The sequence below is a fragment of the Streptomyces sp. NPDC000941 genome (genome assembly GCF_053599555.1).
This window is the reverse complement of record NZ_JBSFMM010000030.1, coordinates 1-26,412: the sequence shown is the minus strand read 5'-3', so window position 1 is coordinate 26,412 and position 26,412 is coordinate 1. Positions and strand designations below refer to the sequence as shown.

Genomic DNA, 26,412 nt, shown 5'->3' with positions numbered 1-26,412 from the left:
GAGCGACGGTGGCACCGGACGCCTGAACGCATCCTGACTGCCGTCACCCGTGAGCACTCCGGCTCACCCGCCAGGTCGCTCCCCTTGGGCGATCTCGACGTCGTGGTGGAGGGTGAGCGCTCCGGCCCCCGCCCCGGCGAGCGAGAGGCAGGCGGAGAGCGCGAGGAGCACGCCCGCGGCCACCGCCGCGGGATACCCCCTGCCGCGGACCCCGGGCAGCGGTGGCCGCAGCAGCGCCGCGACCCGCTGCGGCACCGGCCCGGAGGTGGCGGCCGGGGCGACGGTGGGGCGGCGCCGGTCCGCGCGGGCCGCGCGGGTGGCGAGGGCCGCACGGCCGATGGCCCGGGCGGTGAGCTGCCGGTCGCCGATGGCGGCCGCCGCGGCCTCGTCGGCGGCCCGCTCCGCGGCGAGCCGCACGGCGGCGCCGGCCGGGCGCAGCCCGGGGTGGCAGTGCGCGGCGAGCCCGACGGCGGCGAGGTGGTAGTGGTGGCGGGCGCTGAGGTGGGCCCGCTCATGCGCGAACAGCGCCTCGCGCTCGGCCGGGCTCAGGCTGCGGAGCATGGAGGTGGTCACCACGATCCGGCCCGGGCTGCCTGGCAGGGCGTAGGCGTCGGGGTCAGGGCTGTCGATCACGCAGAGGTCGCCGGCCGTGGGCTGGGCGTCTGCCGTCTCCTTGGCCTCGTGGTACTCACCGAGCTGGCGCAGCGCCGAGCGCGGCAGCGCCCAGGCGCATACGGCCAGCGCTCCGGTGGCGGCCGCGGCGAGCGGAAACAGGCCGGGCGCGGCGCCGAGCGGATGGATCAGCTCTCCGAACGAGGCGAACAGCGGGAGGGCCAGCAGACCGTACAGCGTGAGGGTGCCGAGCGCGGCCAGTGAGCACACCGCCAGCACCACCGTGGTCGCGGTCAGGCACCACAGGGCGGCGGCGGGGGTCAGCCGGGCGACGGCGCGCCGGGCAAGGGGCGGCATGGCGAAGGGCACGAGCAGCGGGACCAACGGCGCGACGAGCAGCGGGGCGATCATTGATCACCCCCTTCGAGGAGCTCCCTGAGCAAGCGCTCGTCGTCGTCGCTGAGCTGGTCGACGAAGCGCGCCAGGGCGACCTCGCGCGCTTCGTCGCGGTCGAGCTCCTGGTGCATACGCCGGGCGGTCAGCCCGTGGGAGTCCTGTAGGGGGAAGTAGGCGAAGCCGCGCCCGGACCGCTCCCGGCCGATGACCCCCTTTTCGTACAGCCGCGTAAGGATCGTGGTCACCGTCGTACGGGCCAGGGGGGTCTCCAGGCCTCGCTGCACCTGACCGGGGCTCTGCGGCCCCGAAGCGGCCCAGAGCGCGGCCATCACGGTGGCTTCCAGTTCACCCGCGGGTCTGCGCTCGGGCTGCTTCTCGGCCATCGGCATGCCGTCTCTCCCCTGTTCGTCTACAGTGTCGTAGACCGTCTACTGGATTGTAGTCGTCGCGAGGCCCGAGGGCCCCGCCCCGTTTCCGTGCTGTTCTGTTCCGTACGCCCGCTCTGTTCCGAACACCCGCTCTGTTCCGTACGCCCGCCGAAGGGACCGCGCCCGTGACCCTCGACCTGTCCGCAGGCCCACCCCTCGCGGTGAACATCCTGGACGCCCAGTCCCTGCTGTCCGCATTCGGGGTGCTCGGCATCGCCGTGGTCCTGTTCGCCGAGACCGGGCTGCTGATCGGTTTCTTCCTCCCCGGGGACTCACTGCTCTTCACCGCGGGGCTGCTGTGCACCGCCGGTACGTCGAGCGGGCTCAGGCTCTCGCTGCCCGGGGTCATGGTCGCATCCGCCGCCGGGGCGCTCCTCGGCGCCCAGTGCGGCTATCTGCTCGGCCGGCGAGCGGGCGCCGCGCTGCTGGCCCGGGGCCGCTCGCCCCGGCTGCGGGCCGGCGCCGACCGGGCCGGGGAGCTGCTGGACCACTACGGACACGCGCGGGCGGTGGTGCTGGCCCGGTTCGTGCCGGTGGTGCGCACGGTGCTGAACCCGATGGCGGGGGCGCTCGGCGTGCCGCCGCGCACCTTCGCGGTGTGGCAGACGGCCGGCGGGCTGCTGTGGACCCAGGGGCTGGTGATCGCCGGATTCGCGCTGGGGTCGTCCATCCCGAACGTCGACCGCTATCTGCTGCCGCTCATCGCCCTGATCGTGGTGGTGTCCCTGCTGCCGCTGGCGGCCGAGCTGCTGCGCGCCCGGTCCGTGCGGCGGAAGGAGGCCGGCCGATGATGCTCGCCTACGACGGCTCGGGGATCGACGGCTCCGCGTACACCGCGGTGGTGGAACTGGCGCACCGCACCCCCGGCTGGCTGGACACCGCGATCTCGGTCTGGTCCACCTACGGGCTCGCGCTGTTCCCGGTACTGATGCTGGCGGGCTGGTGGCACGCGCGGCGCAGCGGCCCCGAGGCGGCCGTGCAGGCCCTGGCCGCCCCGGTGCTGGTGCTGCTGGCGTTCGGGGTGAACGACGCGCTGAAGCAGGTGGTGCGCGAGGACCGCCCGTGCCAGACCCTGCACCGCGCCGTCCTCGAAACCTGCCCGGCGCCGGGCGACTGGTCCTTCCCGAGCAACCACGCCGCGCTGGCCGCGGCCGCCGCCGCGGCGCTGTGGTTCGTCTCGGCGCGGCTCGGCGCGGTGGCCACCCTCGCCGCCCTCGCGATGGGGGCATCCCGGGTGTGGGTGGGTGCGCACTATCCGCACGATGTCGCCGCCGGGCTGGTGATCGGTGCGGCGGTGGCCCTGGCCCTGGGCGCCGCCCTGCACCACAGGCCGCACGCCCTGGCCCGGCGCCTGGCGGCCACGCGGCTACGGCCGCTGCTGACCGTGCCGCAGTCCGGTGTCGGCTGGCGGGCGTGAGGGCCCCTGCTGAATCGGTCGCCGACGGCGGGGCTTCAGCGTCGTCGCTGGTCGGCCCGTAGCTCGAAGTCGCCGTAGCTGTTGTCGACCGGGTTGACGGTGACGCCGGGCGCGACGATCTCGTCGATGGCGTCGAGCACGTCGGCCGACAGCGTGACCTCGGCGGCGGGCAGGAACGTCTCCAGCTGCTCCATGGTGCGCGGGCCGATGATCGCCGAGGTGACGCCGGGGTGGTTGATGACGAAGGCGACGGCGAGCTCGATGAGCGTATGGCCGGCCTTCTCGGCCAGGAGCGCGAGTTGTTCAACGGCGTCGAGCTTGCGCTGGTTGGCGGGGGTGGTCATGTCGAAGCGGGCCTGGGGGCGTGCGGCGGAGGCGGGGCCCTCGGTGGCGTTCTTGCGGTAGCGGCCGGAAAGCCAGCCGCCGGAGAGCGGGCTGTAGGTGAGGGTGCCCATGCCGTGGCGGCGCACGGTGGGCAGCACGTCCTCCTCGATGCCGCGGACCAGGATCGAGTACGGCGGCTGCTCGGTCACGAACCGCTCCAGGTGCCGCTCCCGCGAGGTCCACTGGGCCTCGACGATCTGGGAGCCGGAGTAGGACGAAGAGCCGATGTAGCGGACCTTGCCCTGGTGTACGAGGTCGGTGAGGGCGCCGAGGGTCTCGGCGACATCCGTGTCCGGGCTGGGGCGGTGCACCTGGTAGAGGTCGATATGGTCGGTGCCGAGTCGCCGCAGGGAGTTCTCGACCTCACGGATGATCCAACGCCGGCTTCCGCCGCGCTGGTTGGGGTCGCCCTGGCCCATCGGCATGAAGAACTTGGTCGCGAGGAACACGTCCTCGCGGCGTCCCTGCTGCCTGAGTGCCTTGCCGACGATCTCCTCCGAGACGCCGGCGGAGTACACGTCGGCGGTGTCGACGAAGTTGATACCCGCGTCAAGGGCGCGGTGGATGATCCGGATCGAGTCGGCCTCGTCCTCGTTGCCCCAGGGGCCGAACATCATCGCGCCCAGGCAGAGCGGGCTGACCTGGACGCCGGTGCGGCCGAGCGGTCGGTACTTCATGGAACTGTCTCTCCTCGTTCGTACGGTCAGTCGTTCCCCGGCCGGTAGTTCCCCGGCCGGTCGTTCCCCGGCCGGTCGTTCCCCGGCCGGTCGTTCCCGGAGGCGACGACCGCGCCCGTGCTCGTCCAGCTGGCGAGGAGGGCGAGGGCTTCCTGCGCCGGGGAGTCTGGTTCGGGGGTGTAGAAGTTGAGGCGGAGGCCGGGGTCGGACGGCAGCTCCATCGCCTCGTAGGGCAGGGCGAGATCGCCGAGCAGCGGGTGGCGGAGGTTCTTGACGCCGGAGCGGTGGAACTTCACGTCGTGGCGGGCCCACCGGCGGGCGAAGTCGTCGCTCCTGGCGGTCAGTTCACCGATCAGGTCGGTGAGCGCCTTGTCGTGGGGCGTGCGGCCCGTCTCGGTCCGCAGGAAGGCGACCGCGTCGTCGGCCCCCTTGTCCCAGTCGACCCAGAAGTCCTTGCTCGCGGGGTCGAGGAACATGAAGCGTGCGCTGTTGACCGGCCCCCGCTGGGCGAACAGCGGTGAGTCGAAGAGTGGCGCGTACAGCGCCCGCCCCAGCGTGTTCGCGGCCAGGATGTCGAAGCGCGCGTTGCGTACGTACGCCGGTACATCGGCCATCGAGTCAAGGAGACGCAGGATCGTGGGCCGCACCCGGGACGCGGTCACCGTGGGGCGTCGGCCCGACGGTGTCGCCGCGCGGGCCAGGTCGTAGAGGTGAGTCCGCTCGGCCTCGTTGAGCTGTAGGGCGTGCGCGAGCGATTCCAGTACGGAGTCCGAGGCGCCGGAGAGGTTTCCGCGCTCCAGGCGTATGTAGTAGTCGACGCTCATGCCCGCGAGCAGCGCGACCTCCTCGCGGCGCAGGCCCGCTACGCGCCGGTTGCCGCCGTAGACCGGCAGTCCGGCCTGCTCGGGGGTGATCCGGGCACGCCGGGTGCTCAGGAACTCGCGGACCTCGGCGGCCACGCTCTTCTTGTCTCTGCCTCTGTCTCTGTCTGCGTCTGCCATCGTCCAGATCCCTCGACGGTCCTGCCTCGACTTTCACCGTAGGTCCGTCCGCGAGGACCTGCGAGGTACTGCCAGTACCTGGAAGACCAGTGACTCTCACCCCTGTGCCCGCGCGAGTTTCTCTGGGAGAGAACCGAGGAAGCGAAGCGAAGGACACCACCGTGCGCACAGCGCTCACGTACGACGGGACCAGCGGTGACGCTGGAGACACCCCGAAGGAATCCACTCCGCCCACGGCGGAGCGTGCGCCCGGCCCCGCCGCCCCGGCCCGGGCGACGCTGATCCTCACGATCATCTGCGTCAGCTACTTCATGGTCATCCTCGACAACTCGATCGTCTTCACCGGTCTGCCGCAGATCCGCTCCGACATGGGGTTCTCCGAGACGGGCCTGTCCTGGATCACCAACGCCTACGTCCTGGTCTTCGGCGGATTGCTGCTCCTGGGAGCCCGGGCCGGCGACCTGTTCGGACACCGCAGAGTGTTTCTGTTCTCCCTGGTCGTCTTCGCGCTGACCTCGCTTCTTGTCGGCGCCGCACAGACCCAGTGGTGGCTGATCGGTACCCGGGCGCTGCAGGGCGTCGGGGCGGCGGTCCTGGCCCCCTCCGCCCTGTCCCTGCTCACCCGGAGCTTCACCGAGGGCCGTGCCCGTAACCGGGCGATGGCCGCCTACAGCGCGGTCGCCGGGCTCGGCGCGGCTCTCGGCCTGGTCGTGGGTGGCCTGGTCGCCGACCTGATCTCGTGGCGGGCCGGGTTCTTCCTCAACGTCCCGGTCGGTATCGCGATGGTGGTGCCGGCCGTACGGTTCCTGCCGGAGACCGAGCGCCGGGACGGCCGCTTCGACGTCGCCGGGGCACTCCTGGCGACTGCGGGCTCCACCGCCTTGGTCTTCGGCATCGTGGACGCCACCGACATCGGCTGGACCGCTCCGGCCACCCTGATTCCGCTGGTGGCCGGACTGGTGATGCTGGCCCTGTTCGTCCCGGTGGAGCGGCGGGCCGCGCAGCCGATCGTGCCGCTGCGGCTGTTCGCCGGCCGGGAGCGCAGCGGCGCCTACGTCACCCGAATGCTCTACATGGGCGCGATGATGGGGTTCTTCTTCTTCACCGCACAGTTCGTCCAGAGCGTCTACCACTGGACGCCGCTTCAGGCCGGTCTCGCCTTCCTGCCGATGACGCTGGTCAACTTCGTCCTCGCCGTCCAGGTGCCGCGGCTGCTGGAGCGGGCGAGCAGGCCGCAGGTACTCACCACCGGGCTCGCCCTGACCACGGTGGGCATGGCCTGGCTCAGCCGCCTGGACCTGCACACCCCCTACCTGACGGGGGTGGCGCTGCCCATGGTGCTCATCGGCGCCGGCCAGGGCCTGGCGCTGGCCCCGCTGACCTCCAGCGGCGTCGACGGCGTCGACCCCGCGGACGCGGGCGCCGCCTCGGGCCTGGTCAACACCGTGCACCAGATCGGCAGCGCACTCAGCCTGAGCATCCTGACCGCCGCGGCCGCCGCCGTCTCCACCGGCCACGAGGCCGCCGGCATCGCAGCCCGCTCGGGCGCCGCCCTGACCGGCTCCACCGTCCTGCTCGCCCTGGCCCTCACGGCCGTCCTGACCCTCATCGTGCCCTCCCGGGCCACCCACAAATGAAAGGTCCCTGTGATGCAGACCCTCACCCTCAACAACGGCGTCGAGATGCCCGCCCTCGGACTCGGTGTCTTCCAGACCCCGCCGGACGAGACCCGGGCCGCCGTCACGGCCGCGCTCGAACTCGGCTACCGGCACATCGACACCGCCGCCGCGTACGGCAATGAACGCGAGGTCGGCCAGGCCATCCGCGCCTCCGCCGTGCCCCGCGACGACATCTTCGTCGAGACGAAGATCTGGATCAGCGACTACGGCTACGACGAGACCCTGCACGGCTTCGACAAGAGCGCCGCCAAGCTCGGCGTGGACCAGATCGACCTGCTGATCCTGCACCAGGCCCTGCCGTCGGCCTTCGACCGGACCCTCGCGGCCTACCGTGCCCTGGAGCGGCTCCTGGCCGACGGCAAGGTCCGGGCGATCGGCGTCAGCAACTTCATGGTCGACCACCTGACCGCGCTGGTCGACGCCACCTCCGTCGTCCCCGCCGTCAATCAGCTGGAGATCCACCCGTACTTCCAGCAGCGCCCCGTACTCGACTTCGACGCCGAGCACGGCATCCTCAACCAGGCGTGGTCCCCCATCGGCGGCATCACCTTCTACCCGGGCTACGGCGAGGACCGCAGAAGCGTCCTTGAAGACCCGGCCGTCACCGCGATCGCCGAGACGCACGGCAAGAGCCCCGCCCAGGTGCTGCTCCGCTGGGGCATCCAGCAGGGCCGCTCGGTGATCCCCAAGTCGACCAGGCGCCATCGCATCGCCGAGAACATCGACGTCTTCGACTTCGCTCTCACCGCGGACGAGCTGAAGTCCCTCGACGCCCTGGAGACCGGCCTGCGCGGCGGCCCCGAGCCTACGAGCGTCACCCTCGCGGCCTACGGACGCGCCATCCCCGAGGCCTGACATCCCCGAGGCCGCGTCGGCGGGGAGCACAGCCACTTCCCGCCACGTGGAACATGAAGTCCGGTCCACCCCCGCTCGGCGGGGAGCACGCGAGCGCGACGTACCCGGCGTTGCGGGGTGCCGGTCCACCCCCGCGTCGGCGGGGAGCACAGCACTTCACCACCGGCGGGGGGCAGTCGGCCGAGTCCGTGCTCCCCGCCAACGCGGGGGTGGTCCGCAGTGTCGTCAGCCGATGCGTTCCCCTGCCGACCCTGGCAGGTGAGCGCACAACCGCGTGCACAGCCGGTGCACATTCACGCGGGAACACACGGGAAACCGCAGGTAGACGAAGGAAGTCTGTCGGGGCACTCAACGGCCCCGACCAGGGTATTTCCCCAGGTCAGAGCCGTAATGGCGGACGAGTCGGCCTGTACGCCGGGTTCTGTTCCCCAGGGCCCTTACGGCCCCTGGGGCGACGGCCATCCATCTAGGACCGACGTTGCCGCCGGCCTCGTGCGGTCTACCCGCGGACTCGGGCGGGCAGCCCTCGATCGTCCGCGCAGAGCCGCCGGAGGCGGCTCCTCTTGACCTTGCTCCGGGTGGGGTTTACCGAGCCGTCCGAGTCACCTCGGACGCTGGTGGTCTCTTACACCACCGTTTCACCCTTACCGGGAGCCTCGCGGCTCCCGGCGGTCTGTTTTCTGTGGCACTGTCCCGCGGGTCACCCCGGGTGGGCGTTACCCACCACCCTGCCGTATGGAGCCCGGACGTTCCTCGGCGGGGCCCCGAAGGACCCCGACGCGACCGCCCGGCCGGCTCGTCCGCCGTAGTGACCATGGTACCGGGGGTGAGCGGTGGGTTGGACAGCGGCGGGGGTCAGAGGAAGTCGGCGGTCTCCAGGGTGAAGGAGAAGGGCGCGGGAAGGTCGATCGGCTTGCCGAAGGAGACCGTGGCTGCCTCCTGGTATACGGCCTTCTCCGGGTCGCTGAACAACGTCACCGAGCTCTTCTCCCGGTCGACAAGGAGGTAGAGCGGGATGCCGCCGTTCGCGTAGCAGTGGCGCTTGGCCTCCCGGTCGCGGTCCGGCTTGGTCGAGGTGACCTCAACGACCATCGAGACACCCTCGCAGGGCATCCAGGACTCAGCAGGCCGGAAGAGCCGTTGCTCTCGGGGCGCGAATGTCCCGTCGGGGATCACAAAGTTACGCGCACAAAGTCCGCCGCGAGGGACCTTGAGCCCCTTGTTCCCGGAGAACTGCATGCGTGTCGCGGACCGGGCGAAGACCTGCTCGACGATCAGACTGATGTAGTCCTCGTGCTCCCCGTCCGGCGGCGGTGTCACGACGATCTCCCCCTCGATCAGCTCGGCCCGAAAGCCTTCCGGCGTGCTCAGGGCCAAGAAACCCTCCAGCAGGCCTTCCTCCTGCGTGAACGGCTCGTGTGCCATGGCGCTCATGCCACGCCCCTTCCCTGTCTCGCTGCCACCGTAGGTGCCGAGGGGGTCGGCACCGCGCGAAAGAGAGTCTTCCTCACTCGATCGTGGCACAGATGCCCGCGCGCGGGGCAGCGGTCGTCGCGGTGTCGTCAGGCCGTAGGCTGCCACGGGCCCGTTGCCCGGACCCGTGAAGCGAAGGAGAGAAGACCGTGCTCGTGCTGTTGCCGCCGTCGGAGGGAAAGGCCCCGGCGGAGTCGGGGGACCCGCTGGACCTGGGGGCGCTGTCGCTGCCGGGGCTGGGGGAGGCGCGGGCGGCGGTGCTTGATGAGTTGGTGTCGCTGTGCTCGGGCGACGTGGAGAAGGCCGCCGAGGTGCTCGGGCTGAGCAAGGGGCTGCACGGCGAGGTGGCGAAGAACGCGGGGCTGCGGGAGGCCGGGACGCGGCCGGCCGGGGAGATCTATACCGGTGTGCTGTACGACGCGCTCGGTCTCGCGACCCTGCCCGCCGCCGCGCGCCGCCGGGCGGAGCGGTCGCTGCTGGTGTTCTCCGGGTTGTGGGGCGCCGTACGGATCGACGAGCGGATCCCGTCGTACCGCTGCTCGATGGGCGTGAAGCTGCCGGGCCTCGGCGCGCTCGGACCGTTCTGGCGTGCGCCGATGGGCGAGGTACTGCCCGAGGTGGCCGGGGGCGGGGTGGTGTTGGACCTGCGGTCGGCGGCGTACGCCACGGCGTGGAAGCCGAAGGGCGGGGTGGCGGAGCGTACGGCGAGCGTGCGGGTGTTGCAGTCGAAGATCGTGGACGGGGTCGAGAAGCGGTCGGTGGTCAGCCACTTCAACAAGGCGACCAAGGGCCGGTTGGTGCGCGATCTGCTGGTGGCGGGGGCGGAGCCGTGCGGGCCCGAGGAGCTGGTGGAGGTGGTGCGGGGGCTCGGCTACACCGTGGAGGCCGCCGCGCCGGGCAAGCCCGGTCAGGGCTGGGGGGTGGATGTGGTGGTCAGCGAGTTGTAGGGCCCTGGGGTTGGGTGGTGCGCCGTCCGCCGTGGTCTGCGTCGCCGGCGGGCCTCCGCCGTCGCGAACCTCATTGCAGCATGCGCAACGGCCGTTGCGATACGTGTCCCGCGGCGGCAGGATGGCCGGCGTGACTAGCGCTTCCCCCTCCGCCACGCCCTCCGTGCTCGACCTCGCCCCCGTGATCCCCGTCGTCGTCATCGACGACGCGGCCCACGCCGTGCCGATGGCCCGCGCGCTCGCCGCGGGTGGGCTGCCCGCGATCGAGGTGACCCTGCGGACCCCGGCCGCGCTGGACGCCATCCGCGCCATCGCCGAAGAGGTGCCCGAGGCGGTTGTCGGGGTCGGTACGGTGTTGACGCCCGAGCATGTGGAGACGTCCGTCGCGGCCGGGGCGCGGTTCCTGGTCAGCCCGGGCTGGACCGAGCGGCTGTTGGGCGCGATGCGCGCCTCGGGGGTGCCGTTTCTGCCGGGGGTCTCGACCACGTCGGAGGTCGTGGCGCTGCTGGAGCGCGGCGTGACCGAGATGAAGTTCTTCCCGGCGGAGGCGGCCGGGGGGACTGCCTATCTGCGGTCGCTCGCCTCCCCGCTCCCCCAGGCCCGCTTCTGCCCCACGGGCGGTATCGACGCCTCCCGCGCCCCGGGCTATCTCGCCCTCCCCAACGTCGGCTGCGTCGGCGGCACATGGATGCTGCCGTCGGACGTGGTCGCCGCACGCGGCTGGGGGCGGGTGGAGGAACTTGCTCGGGAGGCGGCGGCCCTGCGCCGCTGACGGCCGGCTACCGCAGGTGCGTCGTGTCGTTCAGCAGGCGCAGCGATGCGTTGCCGTCCGCGTAGTACGCCAGCGCCGACAGCGACGCCGCCGAGATCTCCATCCGGAACAGCGACTCCGGCGGTGCGCCCAGCGCCAGCCGGACCAGGGTCTTGATCGGCGTCACATGCGTGACCAGCAGCACCGTACGGCCCGCATGGCGCGCGATGAGCCTGTCGCGGGTGAGCGCGACCCGGCGGGCGACCGCCGCGAAGCTCTCGCCGCCGCCGGTGGGGGCCGCCTTGGAGGAGGCGAGCCAGGCCTGGAGGTCGTCCGGGTGGCGCTCCCGTACCTCCGCGAACGTCAGGCCCTCCCAGGCCCCGAAGTCGGTCTCCCGCAGCCCCTCTTCGATCTGGACGTCGACACCGATGCGGGACGCCACCGCCTCGGCCGTCTCCACGCAGCGCCTGAGCGGCGAGCTGACCACCACCTGGATGGTGCCGCGCGCCGCCAGTGCCGCCGCGGCCAACTCGGCCTGGCGGCGGCCCACGGGTGAGAGCTCCGGGTCGCCGCCGCCGCTGCCGGAGAAGCGCTTCTCGGGGGTCAGGGCGGTCTCGCCGTGCCGGAGCAGGACGAAGGTGGCGGGGGTGCCCAGGTCCGCCGGGACGGCCCAGCCCGGCGGCGCGGCGCCCAAGGCCGCCGTCTCCGCGCGCGTCTCAAGGGCGCCGTCCGCCGACGGCGCCACCCCCGTACTCGGCCGCCACTGCTCACCCCGCGCGCCCGCGTCCATCGCCTCGTTGGCGAGCCGGTCCGCGTGCTTGTTCCGCTCGCGCGGGATCCACTCGTACGAGACCTGCCCGGGCGGGAAGATCTCCCTGGCCTCGGCCGCGAGCGGGCGCATACCGGGGTGCTTGACCTTCCAGCGGCCCGACATCTGCTCGACCACGAGCTTGGAGTCCATCCGGACCTGGACCTGAACCCCGGCCTCCGGGTCGAGGGCGCGCACCGCCCGCAACCCGGCGATCAGGCCCTTGTACTCGGCGACGTTGTTGGTCGCGGTGCCGATGTACTCCGCCGCCTCGGCAAGGGTCTCGCCCGTGTCCGGGTCGAGGACGACCGCGCCGTAGCCGGCCGGCCCCGGGTTGCCCCGGGAGCCGCCGTCCGCCTCGACGACGAAGCGACGGGCCATCGGCCTACAGCCCCGATTCGGGCGTACGGACCAGAATGCGGCGGCAGTTCTCGCACCGCACCACGGTGTCGGGGGCCGCCGCCCGCATCTCGTTGAGCTCGGTGATGGCCAGCTCCTGGCGGCAGCCGTCGCAGCGGCGCTGGTAGAGCCGGGCCGCGCCGACGCCGCCCTGCTGCTCGCGCAGCTTGTCGTAGAGCTTCAGCAGGTCGGCGGGGATCGTCCCGGCGATGACCCCGCGCTCCTTGGTGACGGTCGCCACCTCGGCGTCGATCTCCCCCGCCGCCGCGCCCCGCCGGGCGGTGGCGTCGCCGATCTTGGCCTGCAGCGATTCGACGCGGCCGGTCAGCTCGGTCACCCGCTCCTGCGCGGACTCGCGGCGCTCCATGACCTCCAGGACCACGTCCTCCAGGTCGCTCTGGCGCTTGGCGAGGGAGGCGATCTCGTGCTGCAGGTTCTCCAGGTCCTTGGGGGAGGTCACGGCGCCGGAGTCGAGGCGCTTCTGGTCGCGGGCGGCGCGCTGGCGCACCTGGTCCACGTCCTGCTCCGCCTTCGTCTGCTCGCGGGCGGTGTCGCTCTCCTCGGTCTGGGCCGCCACGAGGAGGTCGCGCAGCTGGGTGAGGTCGGCGGTCAGGGTGTCGAGCTCGGCGTGCTCGGGCAGCGTCCTGCGCTTGTGGGCGAGTTGGGAGAGCCGGACGTCGAGGGCCTGGACCTCGAGGAGGCGGATCTGGTCGGCGTGCGCGGCGTTCAGCGTGGGGCTCCAGGGGTGGTGGTGGGCGGGACGTGAGCGGTGGTGGACGCGTACGCGGCTGGCGCGTGCGCGGTCCAAGGGTCGGTGACCGTACGGGAGATGTGGGTGCGCAGACCCCAGCCGTGGCGGTCGGAGATCTCGTCGAGCTGCGCGGCGGCCTGCTCGACCCACGGCCATTCGGTGGCCCAGTGGGCGGCGTCCAGCAGCGCGAGGCCGTCCCCGCCGCGGGTCATCGCCGCGGCCTGCTGGGCCTCGGAGGCGGGGTGGTGGCGCAGGTCGGCGGTGAGGTACGCGTCGACTCCGGCCGCGCGCACCTCGGCGAACAGGCTGTCGCCGGAGCCGCCGCAGACGGCGACCGTACGGATCAGCCGGTCCGGGTCGCCCGCGACGCGGATGCCCTGGGCGGTGGCGGGCAGCCGGGCCGCGGCGCGCTCGGCGAAGTCCCGCAGCGCGACGGGGTGGTCGAGCTCGCAGACCCGGCCGAGCCCGCGGCGCCCCGCCGGGTCGGTGGGGTCGGGCACCAGCGGGCCGGTGATCCGCAGGTCGAGGGCGCCGGCGAGGGCGTCGGAGACACCCGGGTCGGCGCGGTCGGCGTTGGTGTGCGCGACGTGCAGCGCGATGTCGTTCTTGATCAGGGTGTGCACCACCCGGCCCTTGAAGGTGGAGGCCGCGACCGTGGTCGTACCGCGCAGATAGAGCGGGTGGTGGGTGACGAGCAGATCGGCGCCCAGCTTCACCGCCTCGTCGGCGACTTCCTGGACCGGGTCGACGGCGAACAGAACCCGGCCGACCTCGGCGTCGGGGTCTCCGCACACCGTGCCGACGGCGTCCCACTGCTCCGCCCGCTCGGGCGGCCAGAGTGCGTCGAGTGCGGCGAGGACGTCGATGAGTGCGGGCACGGGGCAAGGCTACCTCCCGGACCACCGGCAAGCCTTGCCCCCGCCTTTACTCACCGCGACGACGTGATCCGGACTCGCGCACAGCACAGCCCGGTGCGACTTCTCAGGCGAATCGGGCAACAGACACACTTACGTGTGAAGCAAGCTGATTTCGGCGTTCGGCAGGGAGTGCGAAAACTACGTTGAGTGGCCGGAGGTGACTGAACGATGACTGCCTGTGCCTTCGATGCCGCGCTCGCCGCAGGCGCCACCGGTGCCCAGGGCACCGCACACCGGCGCCGAGCGGCGTTCACGATCGCCGCGGACGGTTCGTACGGCGCCCGGCTCGCGCTCAGCGGCGAGGCCGGGTGCTGGTTCCCCGAGCGCTGGACGCTCGACGGACCCGAGCCGTACGCCGTGCCGCTGCCCGCGGCCCAGCCCGAGGAGCCGGACAGCGAGGTGCTGCCCCTGGCCGACGGGCAGGTGCTCATCCGCCGCCGGGTGGCCGGCCGCCACGCCCTCTCCCTGCTGTACCCGGCCGGCCCCGGCACCGGCGAACGGCCGCTGGGCGCCATCGAATGCGCCGAACTGTCGCTGCTGCCACCCGCCCCCGGCGGCTCCTTCGCCTTCGCGCTCGGCCACGGCGAGCGGTCGACCTCGGTGTGGCTGGTGCACGGCGGCGGCTTCGGACCGCAGCACCTGGCCGAGCTGCCCGGCCGCTGCACGGGCGGCGTCTGGCTGGACCGTACGGGCCGGCTGCTCGCCCTCGACCGGCGGCTCGACGGCCGCACCAAGACCGTCGTCGTCGACCTGCGGCGCGGCGGCGAGACCAGCCCGCTGCTGCAGATCACCGACGACAGCGACGACCGGCTGCTGCTGGCCGACCCGGACAGCGGCCTGCTGCTCGTACGGTCCGACGCGCCCGGGGACGAGCGGCTGGGGTGGGGGGTGCTGGGCAGCGCCCGCCCCGTCAGGTTCCCCGACTGTCTACGGCCCGCCCAGGTCGAGGCGGTGCCCTTCGCGGTGCAGCCCGGACAGGTCCTGACGCCGGAGGCGTGCGCGGTGGCCTTCCGTGTCTTCCGTGTCGACAGCCCGGCCGAGCGGCCGTGGGTCGGCCTCTGGCGGCCGTCCGAGCGGCGGTTGCAGCAACTCCCGGCGCCGGAGGGCTGGCTGGCGGGTGCGGGCCTGTGGACCCGCGACGGCGAGCTGCGGCTGCCGTACGCGACGGGGCAGGTGCCGTGCGGGCTGGCGCGGTTGCGGATGCCCGAGCCGCCGGAGCCGCCCCGGATGGCGCGGGTCGCACGGGTCACCCGGGTGGACCGCGTGGTGGGGGCCCTGGATCTGCCGCGGCCGATGGGGCTGGTGGGGCCGGGGCGGCGGCCGTCGGCGGCGGCGGCGTCACCCTCTCCGTCGTCCTCTCCGTCGTCCTCTCCGTCGTCCTCACCGTCGTCCTCGCCGTCGTCGCCGTCCCTGTCGGCAGGGGCCGCGGTCGCGTCGTGGACCCGGGTCGGGGCGGCGGCCCCCGCGACCCCCGTGGCCCCCGCCGGTAAGACCGGGGTCGAGCCGTGGGCCGGTACGGGGTCATGGGCCGGGGTCGAGCAGGAGACCGGCCCGGAGGCGGAGCCGGGCGCCGAGGCGGGGCCCGGACCCGAGACCGCGCGGGAACCCCGGCGCGGCGGCGGACCGGGCTCCGGGCCGCCGTCCGGTGCGGAGCGCGGGAGGGAGCGCGTACGGCAGCGGGAGCACGTACGGGTGCCGGAGCAGGGACTCGTACGGGAGCAGGGGGACAGCGTCTTGCGGGAGCGCGAGCAGGGGTCTGAGCGCCTACCCGAGCGCCTGCCCGCCCACCGGCTCAGACCCGAACTCATGCCCGGCCCCGGCCCCGGCCCCGAAACTGCCGCTGGGCCGGAGTCCGGTATCGCCGCGCGGCCCGTACCGCTGCAGCAGGCCCCACTGGCCCGCCGTGACCAGCTCCATCCGTCCCATCCGTCCCATCAGCCCCGCCCGCCCCGTCCACCCCGTTGGGTCCGAGATCGACGCTCTGGTTAGAATTCTGCGGGGGGCCAGGCAGCCGCGTTCCGTTCACCCGCGGGGCGTCGGGTGACACATGCTGACGTTTCTTGACCCTCGTCGTGACGTCGTGGCGAGTTGATTTCGTGGCCGGCCTCCCGTGACCGTACGCAGCGATCTGACGGGGTGACTTCCCAGATGTCCCAAGCCCGCACGAACACGACCGAGTCGCGTCCGCAGGAGGCGGCCGCCGCAGCGGGGGCCGACGACTCCATCCACGGCAAGCACAGGGGCCAGGCCGCGTCCGAAGACGCCCAGACCTCGCCCCACGGCCGCCACCGCCGCCCGGGCGAGGGTGCGAACGCGTCCTGAAAATCCGGTCGATCTCGCACGCCACGGGGCCAGGACCCCGCCGGGGTCCTGGCCCGCGTCGGACGTGGTCCGCCCTGACGCGATGACAGACCCCAGGTCCGGCTCGGAGCCTTGATCGGGCTCAGCCCGTAAAACCGAGCCGCACCATAGCGATATCGGATCGCGTCAGGTGGTCGCCCGCTGGCACGCTGCCCCCATGGATCACGCAGAAGTACTGCTCATCGGAGGACGAGCCGGTGTCGGCAAGACGACGGTGGGGTGGGAGGTTTCGGCGCTGCTGCGCTCCGAGGAGGTCGCTCACGCGATCATCGATGGTGACTTCATGGGGCAGGTGCATCCGGCTCCAGAGGGAGACCCTCACCGCGCGGAGATCACCGAAACCAATCTGACTGCCGTGTGGGCGAACTTCGCCCAGCGTGGCTATCGACGCCTGGTCTATACGAACACCATGAGTGTGCTGCCGGAGGCGGCGGGCATGTTCGAGCGTGCCATGGGGGCCGGAGCGGGGATCATACGAGTCCTGCTCACCGCCTCCGACGCCACCGCCCGCGAGCGGCTGGTGGGCCGAGAACTCGGCTCAGAGCTGGAGAAGGAACTGGAAGGAAGTGTCCGCAAGGCACGAATCCTGGACCAGCGGGCCCCCGCGGAGACCGTGCGAGTGGCGACGGACGGACGGTTCGTCGTTGACATCGCGCGGGAGGTGGTGGCCGCCACCGGTTGGGCCGGGCCTCGCTTCGCCCGCAGATCATGATCGTGTTGATGGGCTGGTCCGCGGACGACGCATCAGCGCAGCCGCCCGGATCTGCTCATCTTGGCGAGGCGTACCGGGCCGGCGTCGTGAGCATGAACCTCCGTCTTGGCGGGCCGGAATGCGGCGGCCACTCGGTCCTTCCTAACCCCGCTTGAGCCCCAGCACCTCCACCGCCGCGAAGGTCTCCTCGCGGGGCCGTTCGGCGAAGTACGGCGTGAGCACTCCGTCCAGCTCCTCGAAGGTGAATGCCTCCTTCGCCGTGTCCAGCTTCGCGGCCACCTTCGGCCGCTCCAGGACGGCGACCATCCCGCCGTGGACGACGAAGACCTGTCCGCTCACGCCCGCCGCCTCCGGGGCCGCCAGATAGCCGACGAGCGGGGCGACATGTTCGGGTGCGAGCGCGTCGAGGGTGCCGTCGTCGGGGGGTTCGAGGCCGGCGAAGACGTCTTCGGTCATCCGAGTGCGGGCGCGGGGGCAGATGGCGTTGGCCGTGACGCCGTATTTGGCCAGCGCGCCCGCCGTGGAGGTGGTGAGCCCGACGATGCCGCCTTTGGCCGCGGCGTAGTTCGGCTGGCCCGGGGAGCCGGCGAGGAACGCTTCGGACGAGGTGTTCACGATCCGGCCGCCGACCGGGCCGCCGTCCGCCGCCTTGGAGCGCTCCCGCCAGTGGGCGGCGGCGAAGCGGGTGGTGTTGAAGTGGCCCTTGAGGTGGACGCGGATGACAGAGTCCCACTCGTCCTCGGTCATCGAGAAGACCATCCGGTCCCGCAGGATGCCCGCGTTGTTGACCAGGATGTCGAGCGCGCCGTAGGTGTCGACCGCGAGCCGCACCAGCTCGGCCGCCTGCTCGAAGTCGGCCACGTCCCCGACGTGGGCCGTGGCGTGCCCGCCGGCCTCCCGGATCTCCTGCGCGACCGCCTCGGCGGGGGCGGCCGACGCCTCGCCCGAGCCGTCGCGTCCGGGCCGGCCGAAGTCGTTGACGACGACGCTCGCGCCCAGGCGCGCCAGTTCCAGCGCCTCGGCGCGGCCGAGGCCCCGCCCGGCGCCCGTGACGATCGCGGTCTTCCCCGCCAGCGGCATGCGCGGCATGAACGTCCTCCGTGTCGTCTATGTCGTCCGTGTCGTTCTCGTCGTCCGTGTCGTTCAGACCTGGATGCAGGTGCGCAGCGCCTCGCCCGACCGCATCTGGTCCAGCGCGTCGTTGATCTCGGTGAGCCGTACGCGGTGGGTGATCAGCCCTTCGAGGTCGATCCGGCCCGCCCGCCACAGCGCGACGGCCCGCCGGTACGAGCGGAGCACATCGCCGCCGCCGTACAGCGAGGGCAGGATCCGCTTCTCGTCGAAGAACAGCTCGAACATGCTGAGCTGCAGGAAGTCGTCCACCGCCCCCGCCCCGACCACGCACAGCGTGCCGCCGCGCCGCGTCGCCTCGTAGGCCGTACGGGCGGTGGCGGACCTGCCGACGACCTCGAAGACGTAGTCGAAGCCCTCGCCCGAGGTGACTCGGCTCTTGGCGTCGTCCAGGCCCTCGGGCGCGACCGCTTCCGTGGCGCCGAAGCGCAGCGCCGCCGTACGCCGCGAGTCGACCGGGTCGACGGCGACGATCTGTGCGGCGCCCGCCGCCCGGGCGCCCTGGATCGCGCTGATGCCCACGCCGCCGCAGCCGATGACCGCGACCGAGGAACCCGCCTCGACCTCGGCCGTGTTGAGGGCCGCGCCGAGCCCCGTGGTCACGCCGCAGCCGATGAGGGCCGCGATGTCGTACGGCACATCGTCCGGGATCGGCACGGCGCACGGCGCGGGCAGCACGACCTCCTCGGCGAAGGTGCCGGTGCCCGCGAAGCCGAAGATGTCCTCCGGGGTGCCGCCGGGGCGCTTGAAGTTGGGGGTGCCGGCGTTCATGAACCCGGTCAGGCACAGATGGGACTGGCCGCGCTCGCAGGCGGGACACGTGCCGCAGGCGGGCAGCCAGCACACCAGCGCCCGGTCGCCCGCGCTCAGACCGGTCACCCCCTCCCCCACCTCGACGATCTCGCCCGCGCCCTCGTGCCCGGGGACGAAGGGCCCGGGCTGGGGCAGTACGCCGCTCATGGCGGACAGGTCGGAGTGGCACAGCCCGGTGGCCTTGACGCGCAGCCTGACCTTGCCCGGGCCGAAGCCCACCGCCTCCATGTCGTCGAGGACTTCGAGCTTGTCCTGCCCTATCTCGTGCAGTACGGCTGCGCGCACAGCGGCTCCTCTCGTCCGTGCGAGATCAGTACGTGCGGGGTGTCTGCTTCGTCAGTCGTGCTCGACGACCGTGTCGGTGAGGACCGGCGCGTCGTCCCGTTCCACGGCCGTGGCCAGCAGCCGAACAGAGGCGGAGGCTGACTCTGAGTCCCGCCACATCCGGATGCGCAGCGTCTCGCCGGGGAAGACGATCCCCGCGAAGCGCGTGGCGTACGAGCGGACGCGGGCGACGTCCCCGCCCAGGGCGGTGTCCACGACGGTCTTGAGCGCGATCCCGTACGAGCACAGGCCGTGCAGGATCGGCCGGTCGAAGCCCGCGACCTTGGCGAACTCGGGGTCGGCGTGGAGCGGGTTCCAGTCCCCGGAGAGGCGGTAGAGCAGCGCCTGGTCCCCGCGGATCACGCGGTCGACGGTCAGGTCGGGCTCGCGGGCGGGGGGCTCGAGCCGGTCGGCGGGCCCGCGGTCGCCGCCGAAACCGCCCTCTCCGCGTACGAAGATCCGGGTGTCGCAGGTCCACAGCGGCCCGTCCGCGTCGGCGACATCGCTGCGCAGCACGATCACCGCGGCCTTGCCCTTGTCGTAGACGGCGGCGACCTTGGACGTCTGGGTGGCGTCCCCGGCGAGCGGGATGGCCCGGTGCAGCTGGATGGTCTGGCCGCCGTGCAGAACAGCGGCGAGATCGACGTCGATACCGGGGGCGCCCATACCGCCGGCCACCGCCATGCCGCCGCCCGCGACCGTGGCGAAGCTGGGGAGGACGTGCAGCTTGCTCTCGAGGGTGTAGCGGAGCTCGTCGGGGTCGGTGGCCGGGACGCCCGCCCCCACGCCGAGGTGGTAGAGCTGGATGTCCTTGTGGCCCCAGGTGAGGGCCGCCGTCCTGGGTTCGGCCGAGACGGCCTTGGCGACATCGATGGGCATTGCTGAGAGCACTCCTCACCACGGTGGGGAAGACCCCGGCCCGCCCGTCCGCACCGTCGGCCGCGCCGGGGTCGTCACTGGTCGGCCGCTGCGGATTCCGCGTACGGGCGCATACGACAGCCCGCGCGGCGGAGTCGCGTATCGATACTGGAACGCGTTCTAGCCGATGGCCCATGTATAGCCGAATCCCCCTGCACTGGGAAGACCGCTGACGGTATGTCAGATCTCCCCCGCGACCGCCCGGGACAAATGTCACCGGCCCAGTCATGACAACCACATCTGCCCAGCTCACCGGCGACTTCCGTACCCTCGGACCATGTCTGCCAGAACGTCGAACGCCGAAGGTGCCTCGGATGCGGAGGATGCCTCGGACGCTGAGGCCACTTCGGACGCTGACGCCGCCTCGGACGCTGAGGCCGCCTCGGACTTCGAGCGCCGCAAGCCGCCCGGCCCGCGCGCCTTCCTGCCCTGGCTCTTCATGCTCACCGGAGATGTCCAGGACCTCATCCGGGGGAAGACCCCGCTGCCATGGCTCGGCGCCCTTGGGGTGGCCGCCTTCTGCGCGCTGTACGCCACCACGGTCCATGCGGGCCTGGACAAGCGGCGCCGCCCCACCCGGCGCTGCCTCGTCCCCCTCGCCGGGCTGGCCGCCCTCACCTACGCCCTGTCCATCGGCTACGCCGGCAACTGGCTGCTCTGCTTCCCGCTGCTGTCGCTGGCCACCGGCATCGTGGTCCGCCGCCGCCAGCTGGGTCCGCTGCTGCTGACGTACTCGGCCTCCGCCGGGATCATCTCCGGCTGGCGCGGCGGCGCGGACGACGCGCTGATCGTCGGCTACGGAACGGTGATGTCGGGCCTGGTGACGGCGGCGATCCTGTCGCTCTTCGACACCGTCGCCGAACTCCGCGCGACCCGCCAGGAGCTGGCCCGCACCGCCGTCGAGAAGGAGCGGCTGCGCTTCTCCCGCGATCTGCACGATCTGCTGGGCCACACCATGTCGGTCGTGGTGGTCAAGGCCGAGGCCGTACGCCGCCTCGCCCCGCGCGACCTGGACGCCGCGCTGGGCCAGGCCGCCGACATCGAGGCCGTCGGCCGCCAGGCCCTCACCGAGATCCGGGAGGCCGTCACCGGCTACCGCGAGGGCAGCCTGGCGACGGAGCTGGACCGGGCCCGCTCGCTGCTCGACGCCTCGGGCATCGACGCCGTCGTCCGCCGGTCGGGGCCGCCGCTGCCCCCGCAGACCGAGGCGCTGCTTGGCTGGGTGGTACGCGAGGGGGTCACCAATGTGGTCCGGCACAGCGGGGCCGGCCGGTGCGAGATCGAGGTCCGTCGGGAGGCCGATCAGGTGCGTCTGGAGATCGTCGACGACGGGAACGGCGTAGGCTCCCGTTCCGCCGGTGAGGCCGCCGGTAAGTCCGCTGGTAAGGCCGTCCCCGGCGGACGGGGAGGTACGGGGCTCAAGGGCCTGGCCGAGCGGCTGGCCGCGGCGGGCGGCTCGCTGGAGACCGGCCCGGCCGGGCGCCGTGGCTTCCGGCTCGCGGCGGCACTGCCGGTGGATGGCAACAACGGTGACGACGGCGACGACGACAACGACGGCGAAAACGGGGAAGACAGGAAAGGCGAGGGCAAGGATCCGATGGGCGTCAAGGGGGTCCGTACGGCGTGATCAAGCTACTGCTCGCCGAGGACCAGGGCATGATGCGGGGCGCGCTGGCCCTGCTGCTCGGCCTGGAGCCGGACTTCGAGATCGTCGCGCAGGTCGGCGAGGGCGACAAGATCGTGCCCCGCGCGCTCGAGACGCGGCCGGACGTGGCTCTCCTCGACATCGAACTGCCGGGCCTCAGTGGTCTGGACGCCGCCGCCGCGCTGCGCCAGGAGCTCCCCGGCTGCCATGTGCTGATCCTGACCACCTTCGGCCGCCCCGGCTATCTGCGCCGCGCGATGGAGGCGGGGGCCTCCGGGTTCCTGGTCAAGGACGGCCCGGTCGAGGAGCTGGCCGTCGCGGTCCGCCGGGTGCTCGCGGGCGAGCGGGTCATCGACCCGGGCCTGGCCGCGGCCGCGCTGAGCGCGGGACCCAACCCGCTGACGCCGCGCGAACGGGATGTGCTGACGGCGGCGGTGGACGGGGCGACCGTCGCCGACATCGCCGCCAAGGTCCATCTGTCCCCCGCCACCGTCCGCAACTACCTGTCCTCGGCCATCGGCAAGACCCAGACCCGCAACCGCATGGAGGCGGTGCGGGCCGCGCGCCAGAACGGCTGGCTGTGACGGCGGGCTGTAACGGCCGACGGGCCCGCGGGGCACCCCATGATCGCCCCGGGGCCCGCCCGCCCCGTCACCTCAGAACGGTGATCTTCACGGGCGTCTCCCAGCCCGTCTTCGTCACCGCCGTCAGCTGCTCCTTCGTCAGCGCCGCCGACCGCTTCTTCTCCAGCTGCTTCTTCTGGAACGCCGGGTTCTTCTCCACGTCCTCCAGCCGCACGGCGGGCCCCATCCGCGTCCGCTTGCCCGCGCGGTCGTAGAGGTCGATGAAGTGGTCCGGCACCCCGGCGGCCGGGCGCTCGCTCACGATCCAGCGGACGTCGGTGCCCTTCACCGAAACCACCTTCGGCTCGTCAATCGAACCGCCCTTCCAGTGGACCACCACGCGCTCCACGTTCGGCGACAGCCATGCCAGGCCCACCGGGGCGGCCTCGGCGCCCTGGTGCTGGTACGAGCCGCCCAGCAGCGTCTCCCCCTTGCCGGGCTTCGGCGACACCCAGTCCGCCATCGTCCGCGGCTTCCCCTTGCCCTCGGTCACCCGGGTGGAGAACCAGGTCACACCGATACGCAGGGTCTTCGGGTACTTCCCCTCCCACTTGCCGTCCAGGATCGGGTAGGCGTCCCCCCGGCTCATCGCCAGGTCGTACTGGCGGTGCGCCTCCTCCTTCGTCCGCGCGGGCCCGTAGACGGTGACCGAGACCTGCCACCGCTCCCCGTCGACCGTCCCCTTGCCGACCACGGTCGTGACCGGCTGAAGCGCGCCCGGCGCCGACGCGGCGGCCGTCGCCGTCCCTCCCTGGCCGGAGTCGCCGAACTGCCCGAGGCCCACCCCTCCGGCCACCAGCACCGCCGTGACCGCCAGGGCGGTGGCCCCCACCCGGCGGCGTGTCCTGCGCCGACGGCCGGCGCGGACCACGTCCGGGTAGGGCGCGGGGCCGATGGTCACCTCGTCCGCGATCGTGCCCAGCCGATCCGTCAGTTCACCTGCTTCCCGCTCCGGATCCCCCGCGTACTCGGGCTCCGCGTACCACGACTCCTTGTTCATCGCACCTCCCCGTGACCCGCGGTCACGTCTTCGCGCGCCAGCGCGGCCCGCAGCTTCGCCAGCCCCTTCGCCGCCTGACTCTTGACCGTTCCGACCGAGCAGCCCATGGCGACCGCCACCTGTGACTCGCTGAGGTCCTCCCAGTACCGCAGCACCACGGCCTGACGCTGCCGGGGCGGGAGCCCGGCCAGGGCGTGGCGCAGCATCTCCCGGTCGTCGGCCAGGGTGATCCGGTCCCGGTCGGGCGTCTGCCAACCGTCGGCGTCGCCCGGGGAGAGGGTCAGGAGCTCCTTCAGCTTTCTGCGGTGCCGCCGCGCGTGCTCGTTGACGAGGACGCGGCGTACGTAGGCGTCCGGTTCGTCCGCGGCGCGGACCCGTCGCCATGCGACATAGACCCGGACCAGGGCCGACTGGACCAGGTCCTCCGCCGTGTGCTGCTCACCGCAGAGCAGATACGCGGTGCGCACCAGCCGCGGCCATCGCGTGGTGACGAACTCCCGGAACTCCTCGTCCCGGTTCGCCGTCGTGTCCCCCATGGGCACCTCCTCGACCTACGGAGTCCACGGAGGCGGCGAACCGTTGCCCGGCCGCGGAAGAATTCTCAGGCGCGGCGGCGTGGGAGGGCCACGGCCATCAGGACCACGGCGGCCGCGATGATGCCCGAGGCGACGGTGAACGCGTGACTGTACCCGGCCGCCAGCGCCACCGGGCCCGGCCCGTCCCCGTCCCCGCCGCCACTGCCGCTGCCGCTGCCGCCCTCGGTGGCGGAGATGCGCTCGGCGGCGACCGTGGTCAGCACGGTCAGGCCGAGCGCACCGCCGATCTGGCGGCTGGTGTTGACCAGGCCCGCCACCAGCCCGGCCTCGGACGGCTCGGCGCCCGAGGTGGCGGCCGTGGCCAGCGGGGTCATCATCAGGCCGGAGCCCAGCGACATGACGATCGCGGGGCCCAGGACCGTACCGGCGAAGGTGCCGTCGGCGTCCATCCGGCTCTGCCAGGCGTAGCCGACGACGGCCAGGATTCCGCCGGTCATCGCCAGCGCCTTGCCGCTGAACACCGCCATCAGCCGGGGCGCGAGCTTGGAGCCGAGGACGATGGACAGGGTGTGCGGGAGGAAGGCGAGTCCGGCCTCGATGGGGCTGAAGTGCAGCACGTTCTGCAGGTAAAGGGACATGAAGTACCACATCGCGAACATGCCGCCGCCGCACACCAGCATCACCGCGTTCGCCGCCCAGACCGTTCTGATCCGGAACAGCCCGAGCGGCATCAGCGGGGCCCGGGTGCGCGCCTCGACGGCGACGAAGACGCCGAGCAGCGCCAGGCCGCCGAGCAGCGGTACGAGCGAGGCGGCGGCGGCCCAGCCGTGTCGCTCGGTCTGCACGATGCCGTACGCGAGCGACGAGACCCCCGCCGTGACGAGGACCGCGCCCGGTACGTCGAGCCGGCGCCCGGCCACCGCCCGGCTCTCAATCAGCCACACCGCCGCGGCGACCAGCACCAGCGCGCCCACGGGCACATTGACCAGCAGCACCCAGCGCCAGGAGAGATAGTCGGTGAGCAGCCCGCCGACCAGTCCGCCCGCGGCGCCGCCGCCCGCGCCGACCGCGGTCCAGGTGCCGATGGCCCGGGTGCGGGCCGCGCCGCCCGGGAAGGCGGTGGTGAGGATGGTGAGGGTGGCCGGGGAGAGCACGGCCGCGCCCAGGCCCTGGGCGGCCCGGGCGGCGACCAGCTGCCAGGGCTCCCGGGCGAGTCCGCCCGCCAGGCTGGCGACGGTGAACAGGCCGAGGCCGACGAGGAAGGCGCGCTTGCGCCCGAAGAGATCGGCGACCCGTCCGCCGAGCAGCAGGAATCCGGCGAAGGTGAGCGCGTAGGCGTTGACCACCCACTGCAGGGCGGTCTCGCCGAGCCCGAGGTCCGTACGCATCGACGGCAGCGCGACATTGACCACGGACACATCGAGGACGACGAGGAACTGGCCCGCGCACGCGGCCAGGAGCACCGCCCAGGCCGGAGGGGTGACGCGTGCCGCGGCGGACGAGTGACCTGTGGTGGAGGGGGTGTGGGCGGGCATGGCCGTGATGCTGGCACCGAGCCATGCACAGTGCATCGTATTTTTGTCGTACCTATGCAGGTCGTTGGGCGTAGGGCTCGCACGGCAGGCGTATATGCACGGGCACAAGCCGGGGCACGCGCCTGCTTACGCCGGGTCGCGCGGCAGCCCCAGCATCCGCTCCGCGACGACGTTCAGCTGCACCTGCGTCGTACCACCCGCGATGGTCAGACAGCGGGACATCAGAAAGCCGTGCAGCGCCCGCTCCCCCACGCCCTCGCGCACCGCGCCCGCCGGGCCCAGCAGCTCCAGGGCCAGCTCGGCGACCTTCTGCTGGTGCGCGGTCTGGATGAGCTTGCGGACGCTCGCGCCGGCCCCCGGCTCCACGCCGGACACCTGCCGCAAGGTGGTGCGCAGCCCCAGGCAGGCCAGTGCGTGGGCCTCGGCCATCAGCGCCCCGACCCGCTCCCGTAGCCAGCCGTTGGCGCCGGACTCGTCGTTGTCGTTGTCGGTGTCGGCCGTGCGCGCGATCAGGGCCTCCAGGCCGGTGTCGAAGGTCAGCTGGTCGGCCATGTGGACGCGTTCGTTGCCGAGCGTGTTGCGGGCCACCGCCCAGCCGCCGTCCACCTCGCCCACCACCGCGTCGTGCGGCAGCAGGACATCGTCCAGATAGACCTCGTTGAACAGCGCCTCCCCGGTGATCTCCCGCAGCGGACGGATATCGATCCCGGCGGTCCGCTCCATGTCGACGAGGAAGTAGGTGAGCCCCTTGTGCTTGGGCGCCCGGGGGTTCGTACGGGCCAGCAGGATGCCGTGGTGCGCCCGCCGCGCCCCCGACGTCCACACCTTCTGCCCGCTGACCCGCCACCCCTCCTCGGTCCGCTCGGCCTTCGTGCGCAGCGCCGCCAGGTCGGACCCCGCCTCCGGCTCGGAGAACAGCTGACACCAGCGCAGTTCGCCGCGGAGCGTCGGCAGCAGATAGCGCTCCCGCTGCTCCGGCGTTGCGTACGCGATGAGCGAGGGCACCACCCAGGTGGCGACCCCCAGGTCGCTGAGGCCCACCCCCGCGTCGGCCAGCTCCCGCTGCACCGCGAGCTGTTGTACGGGGCCGGCGCCGAGCCCGTACGGGGGCGGCAGATGCGGGGCGGCGTGGCCGGTGGGCGCGAGGGCGCGGCGGGCGGCGGCGGGGTCAAGACCGCGCGCCGCCTCGACCGCGGCGCGCGCCCGCGTCCGGTACCGCTCGTACTCCCTGCGGACCTCCCCCTCGGCCGGAAGCTCCAGCCGCAGCTCACGCCGCGCACCGGCGGCGGCGAGCCGGGCGGCCCGCAGCCGGTGCGCGC

26 protein-coding genes and 1 other RNA gene are annotated in these 26,412 nt (G+C 72.7%); 11 read left to right on the top strand and 16 right to left on the bottom strand.

Annotation, left to right across the window (positions count from 1 at the left end):
• Window positions 1-63: 63 nt before the first annotated feature.
• Together ACWDSL_RS12695 and ACWDSL_RS12690 are read right to left on the bottom strand one after the other, a co-directional pair.
• Entirely contained in the window at window positions 64-1,023 is a 960-nt protein-coding gene (locus tag ACWDSL_RS12695; protein ID WP_450484541.1) for a M48 family metalloprotease, read from the bottom strand.
• Window positions 1,020-1,391, bottom strand: coding sequence for a BlaI/MecI/CopY family transcriptional regulator (locus ACWDSL_RS12690; protein ID WP_450484610.1), 372 nt, complete (start codon window positions 1,389-1,391; stop codon window positions 1,020-1,022). Before ACWDSL_RS12690 ends, ACWDSL_RS12695 begins: the two co-directional genes overlap by 4 nt.
• Before the next feature lie 170 nt (window positions 1,392-1,561).
• On the opposite strand from ACWDSL_RS12690, the gene ACWDSL_RS12685 reads away from it, so the two are divergent.
• A complete protein-coding gene (locus tag ACWDSL_RS12685; protein ID WP_450484539.1) occupies window positions 1,562-2,227 on the top strand; it encodes a DedA family protein in 666 nt (221 codons plus the stop codon).
• Window positions 2,224-2,853 (top strand): phosphatase PAP2 family protein, encoded by a 630-nt coding sequence (locus tag ACWDSL_RS12680; protein ID WP_450484537.1) that lies wholly within the window; start codon window positions 2,224-2,226, stop codon window positions 2,851-2,853. Before ACWDSL_RS12685 ends, ACWDSL_RS12680 begins: the two co-directional genes overlap by 4 nt.
• 35 nt (window positions 2,854-2,888) lie before the next feature.
• On the opposite strand, the gene ACWDSL_RS12675 is transcribed toward ACWDSL_RS12680, so the two are convergent.
• Together ACWDSL_RS12675 and ACWDSL_RS12670 are read right to left on the bottom strand one after the other, a co-directional pair.
• Window positions 2,889-3,914 (bottom strand): aldo/keto reductase, encoded by a 1,026-nt coding sequence (locus ACWDSL_RS12675; RefSeq protein ID WP_450484535.1) that lies wholly within the window; start codon window positions 3,912-3,914, stop codon window positions 2,889-2,891.
• 26 nt (window positions 3,915-3,940) lie between these two features.
• Window positions 3,941-4,915, bottom strand: a complete 975-nt coding sequence (locus tag ACWDSL_RS12670; RefSeq protein ID WP_450484533.1) for a helix-turn-helix transcriptional regulator — start codon at window positions 4,913-4,915, stop codon at window positions 3,941-3,943.
• A 161-nt stretch (window positions 4,916-5,076) separates the two neighbouring features.
• Between ACWDSL_RS12670 and ACWDSL_RS12665 the strand changes: the two genes are divergently transcribed.
• Together ACWDSL_RS12665 and ACWDSL_RS12660 are read left to right on the top strand one after the other, a co-directional pair.
• Window positions 5,077-6,552: an MFS transporter gene (locus tag ACWDSL_RS12665; RefSeq protein WP_450484531.1), complete on the top strand. Its 1,476-nt coding sequence runs from the start codon at window positions 5,077-5,079 to the stop codon at window positions 6,550-6,552.
• Between the two features lie 12 nt (window positions 6,553-6,564).
• Window positions 6,565-7,449 (top strand): aldo/keto reductase, encoded by an 885-nt coding sequence (locus ACWDSL_RS12660; protein WP_450484529.1) that lies wholly within the window; start codon window positions 6,565-6,567, stop codon window positions 7,447-7,449.
• Between the two features lie 394 nt (window positions 7,450-7,843).
• On the opposite strand, the gene rnpB is transcribed toward ACWDSL_RS12660, so the two are convergent.
• Both rnpB and ACWDSL_RS12650 read right to left on the bottom strand, forming a co-directional pair.
• An RNA gene (gene rnpB, locus ACWDSL_RS12655) (RNase P RNA component class A) lies at window positions 7,844-8,248 on the bottom strand.
• 56 nt (window positions 8,249-8,304) lie between these two features.
• The gene (locus tag ACWDSL_RS12650) at window positions 8,305-8,883 is read right to left on the bottom strand and encodes a Uma2 family endonuclease (protein ID WP_450484527.1); all 579 of its coding nucleotides are present in this window, start codon (window positions 8,881-8,883) and stop codon (window positions 8,305-8,307) included.
• Window positions 8,884-9,071: 188 nt separating this feature from the next.
• Between ACWDSL_RS12650 and yaaA the strand changes: the two genes are divergently transcribed.
• Both yaaA and eda read left to right on the top strand, forming a co-directional pair.
• A complete protein-coding gene (yaaA, locus tag ACWDSL_RS12645) occupies window positions 9,072-9,869 on the top strand; it encodes a peroxide stress protein YaaA (RefSeq protein ID WP_450484525.1) in 798 nt (265 codons plus the stop codon).
• Between the two features lie 121 nt (window positions 9,870-9,990).
• Entirely contained in the window at window positions 9,991-10,641 is a 651-nt protein-coding gene (gene eda / locus ACWDSL_RS12640) for a bifunctional 4-hydroxy-2-oxoglutarate aldolase/2-dehydro-3-deoxy-phosphogluconate aldolase (protein ID WP_450484523.1), read from the top strand.
• A 7-nt stretch (window positions 10,642-10,648) separates the two neighbouring features.
• On the opposite strand, the gene ACWDSL_RS12635 is transcribed toward eda, so the two are convergent.
• The 3 genes from ACWDSL_RS12635 to ACWDSL_RS12625 are packed head-to-tail and all read right to left on the bottom strand — an operon-like array spanning window position 10,649 to window position 13,456.
• Window positions 10,649-11,809, bottom strand: coding sequence for a bifunctional RNase H/acid phosphatase (locus ACWDSL_RS12635; protein WP_450484521.1), 1,161 nt, complete (start codon window positions 11,807-11,809; stop codon window positions 10,649-10,651).
• A 4-nt stretch (window positions 11,810-11,813) separates the two neighbouring features.
• Complete coding sequence (locus ACWDSL_RS12630) at window positions 11,814-12,557, bottom strand: zinc ribbon domain-containing protein (protein WP_450484608.1); 744 nt, start codon at window positions 12,555-12,557, stop codon at window positions 11,814-11,816.
• Window positions 12,554-13,456 carry a Nif3-like dinuclear metal center hexameric protein gene (locus tag ACWDSL_RS12625; protein WP_450484519.1) on the bottom strand — a complete coding sequence of 301 codons (903 nt, stop codon included), beginning with the start codon at window positions 13,454-13,456 and terminating at the stop codon, window positions 12,554-12,556. Before ACWDSL_RS12625 ends, ACWDSL_RS12630 begins: the two co-directional genes overlap by 4 nt.
• Before the next feature lie 207 nt (window positions 13,457-13,663).
• On the opposite strand from ACWDSL_RS12625, the gene ACWDSL_RS12620 reads away from it, so the two are divergent.
• The 3 genes from ACWDSL_RS12620 to ACWDSL_RS12610 all read left to right on the top strand — a co-directional run bounded on the left by ACWDSL_RS12620 (window position 13,664) and on the right by ACWDSL_RS12610 (window position 16,568).
• Window positions 13,664-15,484, top strand: a complete 1,821-nt coding sequence (locus tag ACWDSL_RS12620; protein ID WP_450484517.1) for a hypothetical protein — start codon at window positions 13,664-13,666, stop codon at window positions 15,482-15,484.
• A gap of 159 nt (window positions 15,485-15,643) precedes the next feature.
• Window positions 15,644-15,817, top strand: coding sequence for a hypothetical protein (locus ACWDSL_RS12615; RefSeq protein WP_450484516.1), 174 nt, complete (start codon window positions 15,644-15,646; stop codon window positions 15,815-15,817).
• A 196-nt stretch (window positions 15,818-16,013) separates the two neighbouring features.
• On the top strand, window positions 16,014-16,568 hold the full coding sequence (locus ACWDSL_RS12610; protein WP_450484514.1) for a hypothetical protein: 555 nt from the start codon (window positions 16,014-16,016) through the stop codon (window positions 16,566-16,568).
• Between the two features lie 141 nt (window positions 16,569-16,709).
• On the opposite strand, the gene ACWDSL_RS12605 is transcribed toward ACWDSL_RS12610, so the two are convergent.
• The 3 genes from ACWDSL_RS12605 to ACWDSL_RS12595 all read right to left on the bottom strand — a co-directional run bounded on the left by ACWDSL_RS12605 (window position 16,710) and on the right by ACWDSL_RS12595 (window position 19,715).
• On the bottom strand, window positions 16,710-17,648 hold the full coding sequence (locus ACWDSL_RS12605) for a 3-oxoacyl-ACP reductase (RefSeq protein ID WP_450484606.1): 939 nt from the start codon (window positions 17,646-17,648) through the stop codon (window positions 16,710-16,712).
• Between the two features lie 63 nt (window positions 17,649-17,711).
• Window positions 17,712-18,797, bottom strand: coding sequence for a Zn-dependent alcohol dehydrogenase (locus tag ACWDSL_RS12600; RefSeq protein ID WP_450484512.1), 1,086 nt, complete (start codon window positions 18,795-18,797; stop codon window positions 17,712-17,714).
• A 51-nt stretch (window positions 18,798-18,848) separates the two neighbouring features.
• A complete protein-coding gene (locus ACWDSL_RS12595) occupies window positions 18,849-19,715 on the bottom strand; it encodes a MaoC/PaaZ C-terminal domain-containing protein (protein WP_450484510.1) in 867 nt (288 codons plus the stop codon).
• Between the two features lie 316 nt (window positions 19,716-20,031).
• Between ACWDSL_RS12595 and ACWDSL_RS12590 the strand changes: the two genes are divergently transcribed.
• Both ACWDSL_RS12590 and ACWDSL_RS12585 read left to right on the top strand, forming a co-directional pair.
• Entirely contained in the window at window positions 20,032-21,381 is a 1,350-nt protein-coding gene (locus tag ACWDSL_RS12590; protein ID WP_450484508.1) for a sensor histidine kinase, read from the top strand.
• Window positions 21,378-21,983 (top strand): response regulator transcription factor, encoded by a 606-nt coding sequence (locus tag ACWDSL_RS12585; RefSeq protein ID WP_014180185.1) that lies wholly within the window; start codon window positions 21,378-21,380, stop codon window positions 21,981-21,983. Before ACWDSL_RS12590 ends, ACWDSL_RS12585 begins: the two co-directional genes overlap by 4 nt.
• A gap of 67 nt (window positions 21,984-22,050) precedes the next feature.
• Here ACWDSL_RS12585 and ACWDSL_RS12580 read toward each other — a convergent pair whose 3' ends face one another.
• From ACWDSL_RS12580 to ACWDSL_RS12565, 4 genes are all read right to left on the bottom strand, one after another.
• On the bottom strand, window positions 22,051-23,022 hold the full coding sequence (locus ACWDSL_RS12580) for a hypothetical protein (RefSeq protein WP_450484506.1): 972 nt from the start codon (window positions 23,020-23,022) through the stop codon (window positions 22,051-22,053).
• A complete protein-coding gene (locus ACWDSL_RS12575) occupies window positions 23,019-23,558 on the bottom strand; it encodes a SigE family RNA polymerase sigma factor (protein ID WP_450484504.1) in 540 nt (179 codons plus the stop codon). The genes ACWDSL_RS12580 and ACWDSL_RS12575 overlap by 4 nt, the downstream gene beginning before the upstream one ends.
• A gap of 65 nt (window positions 23,559-23,623) precedes the next feature.
• Window positions 23,624-25,093, bottom strand: coding sequence for an MFS transporter (locus ACWDSL_RS12570; protein WP_450484502.1), 1,470 nt, complete (start codon window positions 25,091-25,093; stop codon window positions 23,624-23,626).
• Window positions 25,094-25,219: 126 nt separating this feature from the next.
• A partial coding sequence (locus ACWDSL_RS12565; protein WP_450484500.1) for an acyl-CoA dehydrogenase family protein occupies window positions 25,220-26,412 on the bottom strand: 1,193 nt, incomplete at its 5' end.